Annotated in this window: 7 protein-coding genes; 1 reads left to right on the plus strand and 6 read right to left on the minus strand. The window is 63.1% G+C overall.

What is annotated here, in order from left to right; translation table 11 throughout:
* From EN935_RS15475 to EN935_RS15495, 5 genes are all read right to left on the minus strand, one after another.
* Positions 1-426: phospholipase (locus EN935_RS15475; protein WP_127373423.1), on the minus strand; the 426-nt coding region annotated here is incomplete at its 3' end.
* Positions 426-1403, minus strand: coding sequence for a glutathione S-transferase family protein (locus tag EN935_RS15480; protein WP_127263814.1), 978 nt, complete (start codon positions 1401-1403; stop codon positions 426-428). The genes EN935_RS15480 and EN935_RS15475, both read right to left, overlap by 1 nt.
* A gap of 154 nt (positions 1404-1557) precedes the next feature.
* A complete protein-coding gene (locus EN935_RS15485; RefSeq protein ID WP_245468818.1) occupies positions 1558-2160 on the minus strand; it encodes an NAD(P)-binding domain-containing protein in 603 nt (200 codons plus the stop codon).
* A gap of 197 nt (positions 2161-2357) precedes the next feature.
* Complete coding sequence (locus EN935_RS15490; RefSeq protein WP_245468814.1) at positions 2358-3197, minus strand: LysR family transcriptional regulator; 840 nt, start codon at positions 3195-3197, stop codon at positions 2358-2360.
* Positions 3198-3325: 128 nt separating this feature from the next.
* Complete coding sequence (locus tag EN935_RS15495) at positions 3326-5929, minus strand: EAL domain-containing protein (RefSeq protein WP_206532370.1); 2604 nt, start codon at positions 5927-5929, stop codon at positions 3326-3328.
* A 307-nt stretch (positions 5930-6236) separates the two neighbouring features.
* On the opposite strand from EN935_RS15495, the gene EN935_RS15500 reads away from it, so the two are divergent.
* Positions 6237-6674 (plus strand): VOC family protein, encoded by a 438-nt coding sequence (locus EN935_RS15500; protein ID WP_127263810.1) that lies wholly within the window; start codon positions 6237-6239, stop codon positions 6672-6674.
* A gap of 180 nt (positions 6675-6854) precedes the next feature.
* On the opposite strand, the gene EN935_RS15505 is transcribed toward EN935_RS15500, so the two are convergent.
* A partial coding sequence (locus EN935_RS15505; RefSeq protein ID WP_245488973.1) for a LysR substrate-binding domain-containing protein occupies positions 6855-7248 on the minus strand: 394 nt, incomplete at its 5' end.

Here is a 7248-nt window from a genome sequence, read left to right on the forward strand (position 1 = left end):
AATCAGGAGCAATGGGGCGCCGGTTGCAGGGACAAGCGGCGCTGGGGACGCCAGCCGCCCCGAGAAAGCGACCACCGCCCCGACAGGCCCGCGCCCGCTGGCCAGTGCGTCGAGCGCCATGATGGAGCCTTGGGAAAACCCCAGTAGCACAACGCGGTCAACGGCATTCGAAAATCCATGTTGCTCGATCAGATTGGCGATGACCGCGTCAAAGCCGGGCCGCGCCGCAACGACGCGCTCCGGCCGATTGACCTCGGTAACGCCGATGACGCTAAACCACTCACGGCGCGGGCCGCTGCCGCCTGGCGCATCGGGGCTTTCGAAGACGAAGCTGGGCAGTGCGGGTGCCAGCGCCCGCCCAAGCGCTGCCATATTGGCGCCGTTGCTGCCGACGCCGTGCAAAAGAATGACCAGGCCGCGATCCATCAGTGCTGGCCTGTCACGGAGACGGGTGCGAGGCCCGGCAGGTCGGGCCCTTTCGGCACGATGCCGTTAGGGTTGAGAGCCTTGATCGAATAGTAGCCGGCCTTGATGTGCTCGATGCTGACGGTCTCAGCGACGCCCGACACGGCCAGAATCGCGGCCAGATAGGCACTCAGCGCCGGATAGTCGACCAGGCGCCGCAGATTGCATTTGAACAGGCCATGATAGGCGGCATCAAACCGTACCAGCGTGACGAACAGCCTGATGTCGGCCTCGGTAAGGGCGTTGCCGAGGAGGAAGGGGCCACCTTTGCCGAGCCGGGCCTCAAGGATCTCCAGCATCGAGAACACATCGTCGAAGGCTTCTTCGTAGGCGATCTGAGTGGTGGCGAAGCCGGCGCGATAGACGCCGTTGTTGAGCCGCGGATAGATATCGGCGTTGAGCGCGTCGATCTCGGCCCGCAGCGGTGCAGGATAGAGATCCGGCCCGCTGGCGAGGTCACCGAAGCCTGAATTGAACATGCGCACGATGTCAGCGCTCTCATTGTTGACGATGGTGCCCAGCTGTTTGTCCCAAAGCACCGGCACGGTGGCCCGCCCGGTATAGAGCGGGTCGGCCCTGGTGTAGATTTCATGCAGATGGCGGGCACCGTTTATGTCGTCCGGTCCAGTGCCGGGATAGCCGCCGAACGCCCAGCCTTCATCATCCAGGTGAGGGTTGACGATGCTGACGGAAATGGCGTCCTCGAGCCGCTTGAGCTTGCGCGCGATCAGCGTGCGGGATGCCCAGGGGCAGATGAGCGCGACATAGAGATGATAGCGGCCCGCTTCGGCGGCGAAGCCCGCATCACCCGTCGGCCCGGCGCTGCCGTCGGGCGTCACCCAGTTGCGAAAGCCGGAAATCTGCCTAACGAAGCCGCCTTTGGCATCGGTGGCCTGCACCGGCTGCCAGTTGGCCGTCCATTTTCCTTCAATGAGCATAGTCTTCGTCCTTCACCGCAATCGCCGGGGGATTGTCCACGGGTGCAGCGGCGCGTCACTTGGGCGATATCAAGTGACGCGTCGCGGCTTGCTATTTGTTGCCTTATGTCGCTCTCCGGCCATCGTCGCCGGGGAGCGATGAGTGCCTGGGTTATTAGATGCCGACCCAGGTCGGAGCGATATTGGTGCCTTTGCCCTGGCCATAGCCGAGCCCAATGTTGAGAGCGGCCACGGCTTCAATGTTGCGCGACGCTGCCAGGGGACCGGCGACGATGGCCTTGAGGCCGGCTGAATTCACCAGCGCCTCGACCTCGGTGACAGCGTCGGCGTCGTCGCCTGCGAGCAGTACCGTTGCCGGGATGTCGGCGACCTGGCCGCCATTCTGCAGCACCGAGGCAAACAGCGTATTGAAGCCTTTAACCACCTTGGCCCGCGGGGCGAGCCGCGCGATTTCTTCCGCGGCGCTGGTCGAAAAGCCGATGGCCAGGCCGGAAAAATCGGCCTTCATGGGATTGGTCAGGTCAACGACGATCTTGCCCGCCAGGTCGCCAGCCGCCTTCACCACTTCGGCCGCGGCGCTGTACGGCACGGCGAGGAAGATGATGTCGGCCTTGGCCACGGCATCCGGGATCGAGGCGGCGGAGACGGTGCCGCTAAAGCCAGCGGCGACCGAAGCGGCCTCCGAGGGATCGCGCGAACCGAAGACGACGGCGTTGCCGGGCGCGTGAAAAGACCGTGGCGAGGCCTTTGGCCATATTGCCGGTACCGATGATTGCGAGTGTCATGTTCTGTGCTCCTGTCAGCTTTGCCCTGCGGCGATGACGGGAATATGCATCTGTTCCGGATCGATTATTATCCAGCAAAATTGCAGAAGATTTCTTCCAAAATGGAAAGTCTACCAACCTTGGTCCCAGGGCGGGCTGTCCTGGAAATGCGAGACCAGGAAATCCACCATCACCCGCACCTTGGCCGCCAGGTGCCGGCCGGTGGTGTAGACGGCCCAGAGAGCCATCGGGTCGGCCTCGTGGTCGCCAGCACCGGAATGAGCTGGCCGCTCCGAATGCGCTCGCCGGCGACGAAGCTCGGACCCTGCACCAGACCCAGACCGATCGCAGCCGCGGCCGCACAGGCCTCGGCGTTGGAAAAGCGCAGCCGGCCGCGGATTGGCACCGTCAAGCCGTGGGCAAAACGCCAGCTGGCCCCGTCGGCGAAGTTGGTGTCGAGAATGCAGGCGTGTCCGGCAACGTCCTCGGGACGATCCGGAGCACCAAATGCCGTGAGATAGGATGATGCTGCCGTCGTCACCAGCCGGATCGGGCAAAGCTTTCGCGCAATGAGGCTGCTGTCGCGCAAGGTGCCGATGCGCAAGGCAAGGTCGAAACCTTCCTCCACCAGATTGACCATGCGATCGGAGAACGACACGTCGAGCTCGATCAGCGGATGCGCCCGCGCGAATTCGGCCAAAAGCGGCGCAAGGACCTGGGTGCCAAAAGTAATCGGCACGGACATGACCAGCCGCCCCCGCGGTTCCCCAGAAGCGCTGCGGATGGTGGAATCGAGTTCGTCCATTTCTTCGAGCAGGCCTTTGATCCGCTCGAAATAGGCGCGGCCGGCTTCCGTGGGCGATACGGAGCGGGTCGTGCGGTGGAGCAACTGCACGCCCAGTTCTTCCTCGAGCCGGGAAACCAGCTTGGACGCCTGGCCCGAACTCACGCCGAGCTTTTGCGCCGCGCCGGACAGGCTGCGGCGCTCAATGACCGCGACGAACATCCGGTCGCATGCCAGTCTGTCCATACTGGGGAACCTCAAGCGCGGAGACTCTTTGAGCACCCACCATAATCGCAAACAGTGCGAAGGGTTTTATGAAATACGGTCGGATCTTGGACGAGTTTCTCGATGGCGATCGGCGCGAAGCGGACAAATTAGCCCGCGGCTAGCCATTTGCGCGACTGGGCGAAAGCCTTGAAGGCCTTGGCCTCCATCGGGCGGCCAAAAAAGTAGCCTTGCAGGATATCGCAGCCGAGCTCTTTCAGGATGCGTGCATGCTCCATCGTCTCAACGCCTTCGGCAACCACCTCGATGCCGAGCGATTTGCCGATCTCGATGATCGACGCCACCAGGTGCCGCTGCGCCATCGAGCCGGTGATGGGCGTGATCAGTTGGCGGTCGATCTTGAGGCGGCGCGGCCGCAGCTTGAGCAGCGAGACGATCGAGGCATAGCCGGTGCCGAAATCGTCGATCTCGATATCGATGCCGAGATCCTTGATGTGCTCGATGTTCCAGGTGACCAGATCATCGTTCTCGTCGAGGAAGATGGACTCCACCAGCTCGAACGATACGGTTCCCGGCTTGATGGCGAGCTTGCGCAGGCCCTCGATCAAGTCCTTGTCCTCCAGGCGCCTGGCCGAGACGTTGACCGACACGCGCGGGATGTTGAGATGGCTGTGCGCCCAACGCTCGAAATTCTCCAGCGCGTGTTTGAGGACGATGCGGTCGATCAACGCCACGACATTGAGCTCTTCGGCCACCTTCAGGTAGGCGTCGGGGGCCAGGATGCCGCGTTGCGGATGCTTCCAGCGCGACAACGCCTCGACGCCGACGATCTCGAGCGTCCTGGCGTCGAACTGCGGCTGGTAGTAGGCGATGAATTCGTTCCGCTCCAGCCCGCCCAGGATCTCATCGGCGATCTGCTTGGTCCGCACGATCTCGCTCTGCAGCTCTTCGTTGAAGAACTCGTAGCGGTTGCGGCCTCGGCTTTTCGCCCGGTAGAGCGCGAGATCGGCGTTGACGAGCAGTTGCCTGGCATCGACGCCACTGTTGGCGGCAATGCCGATACTCACTCCGAACCGGCACGGATGGCCGCGATAGTCGACAGGCTGGCGCATCGCCTCGATGATGCGGTCGGCGAGCGCCGAGAGCTGGTCGTCGTCAAGCCCATGGCTCACCACGACGAACTCGTCGCCGCCGATGCGCGCAACGAAATCGGCTGCGTCCGCATTGGCCTTGATGACATTCGAGGCATGCATCAGCATGGCATCGCCGGCGGCGTGGCCGAGCGTGTCGTTGATTTGCTTGAAGCGGTCGAGGTCGAGATGCAGCAGCGCCGTGTGGCGGTCGGGTTCGCCATTTTCGGCCAGCAGCTCATCGAGATAGCGGCGATTGGGCAGGCCAGTGAGCGAATCGTGCAGTGCCGCATGCTCGATATGCGCCTTGGCAAGATTAAGCTCGGCGTTCTTCGATTCCGTCAATTGGCGCTCGCGCACAAGGGTCTCGTTGAGCAGCACGTCGCTGGTCACGTCCCATTCGGCGCCGATCAGCTTTGGCGTGCCGTCGATATCCTGGAAGAAACTGGCGCGCGTGCGCACATGGCGGACCGTGCCGTCGGGGCGCAGGAGCCGGTATTGTGAGGAGTAGAGGCCTTTTTTCGCAGCGGCCGAATCGAAGTCCCGCTTGGCCCGCTCGATGTCTTCGGGATGGATGGTCTGCGCCCAGTCATCATAACCGCGTGGCTTGCCGTCGGCTGGCTTGCCGTAGATTTCGTTGACGCGGTCATCCCACACCATTTCGTTGGTGGCGAGGTCGTGTTCCCAAACGCCGATGCCCGAGGCTTCCAGCGCCAGCTCCAGGCGCCCGGACAGGCGTCTCAGCTCGGCATAGTGTTTCTGCCTTTCACCGAACAGCCGCCCGGCAACGAGGATAGGCAGCACCACCAGCGCGCCAGCGAGCGCCATGAGCGCCCTCAGCAGCCACTCATTCTTCGGAGCGGCCGGCCAGCCACCCTTGGGTATGGCCGAAATCCGCCAGGAGCCTGAAGGCAGCTGCACATCGGCAGACACGGGGTTGCCGGCCACGACATTGTCGCCGCCAAAGAAACGTTTGCCGCCGCCGCCGAGCGCATCCGCGCCGGTGAGCGCGACATCGATGTCGAGTTCCGAGTTGGTCAGCCCGCTCGCCGCGTAGAGCCGGTCGACATCGACCACTGCCGAGACGATGCCCCAGAAGCGGCTGCCGCCGCCCGCCGTCGGCACGAAGACCGGAATGCGCCCGATGAAGCCGCGCCCGCCTTGCGCCAGATCGACCGGCCCGGCAAACACCAGCACGTGCTGGTCGCGCGCCCGAAGCGCTGCCATGCGTTGGGCCTCGTTCTTGCGATAGTCGAGCCCGATCGCCTTCTCGTTGCCTTGCATCGGGTACATCAGCGAGATGACGAGGTCGGGCGCGCCGGCGATGTTGCGCAATTGCGATTTCTGCTGGAACAGATTGCCCGCGAGCGAGGCAAATCTCTGCTGGCCCATATAGGGCTCCGTAACGATGGCCGAGACAAGCCCCTGAACAAGCTGGAGATTTCCGCCTATGTTGCCTTCGAGCTTGGCGCGGATGATGTTGACCTTGGCCAGCACATCGGCGCGCGCCAGCTGATCCGAGACCCTGCTGTTCTGCTGGTCGGCAAAGACGGCGCAGACCAAAAGCACGACAAAAGCAATCGCCGCCGGCAAATTGGCGGAAGAAAAAACGGCCTGTCTCACGCGGCCGAGACTGAGTTCCGTTGTAACCAATTCGACCCGAATACCTCTCCTGAACAATAGCCCGTCCGCCGAATCTAGTAGCAAACGCTTAAATTTGCCCTTCCAGGCTGGCGGGAAGTTTCAGCATCAGCCTAATGCTGGCATTTCTGTTCGGCCGGTGGCTATCACGGCTCGCAGAATTGTGGGCATGTGGACACGACCGCACGTCCACATGTCATCATCAATCGGTGTTGGGGGCACCTCAAGCGTCCGTTGTTAGACTGGGCGACACCTTGTAGATTGGAACGACACCCTGGAGATTGGAAATATGGCGCTCAAGCGGATGGACAACGTTGGAATCGTCGTCGAAGACCTCGGAGGGACGATTGATTTCTTTCGCGATCTCGGCCTCGAGCTCGAAGGGCGGGCCACGATCGAAGGAGAGTGGGCCGGACGTGTCACTGGACTGGGCGATCAGCATGTCGAGATTGCCATGATGCGCACGCCGGACGGCCACAGCCGGCTCGAGCTCTCCCGTTTCCTCACGCCGCCTGTCGTCGAAGATCACCGGAACGCCCCGGTCAACGCCCTAGGCTACCTCCGGGTCATGTTCACTGTGGACGACATCGACGAGACGCTTGAAAGGCTCCGCAGGCGCGGCGCGCAGCTCGTCGGTGAAGTCGTGCAGTATCTAGACGCGTATCGGCTCTGCTACATCCGTGGGCCTGGAGGGCTTCTCATCGGACTCGCCCAAGAACTCAGCTGAGCGCAATACGAAGACAAATGGCAGGAGTGACCAATGTCGGCGAGCGTGTCCGAGGCCGGCCCGCCTGTTCGAGGTCCATCCCTCCACGGTCCGCCGCGTTCTCGCTAAGCACGATTAGGTCGTCAGCCCGGGCCGGGACGCCCGCGAAAGCCGCCGTCAGCAGCCTTTAATGGACCTGCTCTAAAGATCCGCCTCGGCGAAGATGCGCGATGCCCAGTCGAGGAAGACGCGAAGGCGTGGCGACAGCTGCCTGTTCTGCGGGTAGAGCGCCGACAGTGGCGTCGGCGATGGCGGGTAGTCGGCCAGCACCTCGACCAGCGTCCCATCGGCCAGATCCTTCTCGAAACGATAGCGCGGCGCCTGGATGAGGCCGAGGCCAAGCCGCGCCAGATCGGCGGCGGTGTCGGAATTGTTGGCCGCGACGCGCCCCGTCAGCCTGACCTCAACGGTCTTGCCGGCGACGGTGAATTCGAACGGAAGGGTCTCGCCGGTACGCGACGAGACGAAGCCCACCGCCTGGTGGCCATCGAGCGCATCGGGGGAGGCGGGCGTGCCGTGGCGTTCGAGATAGGCG

The sequence above is a fragment of the Mesorhizobium sp. M7D.F.Ca.US.004.03.1.1 genome (genome assembly GCF_003998635.1).
In the GTDB taxonomy this organism is placed as follows: domain Bacteria; phylum Pseudomonadota; class Alphaproteobacteria; order Rhizobiales; family Rhizobiaceae; genus Mesorhizobium; species Mesorhizobium loti.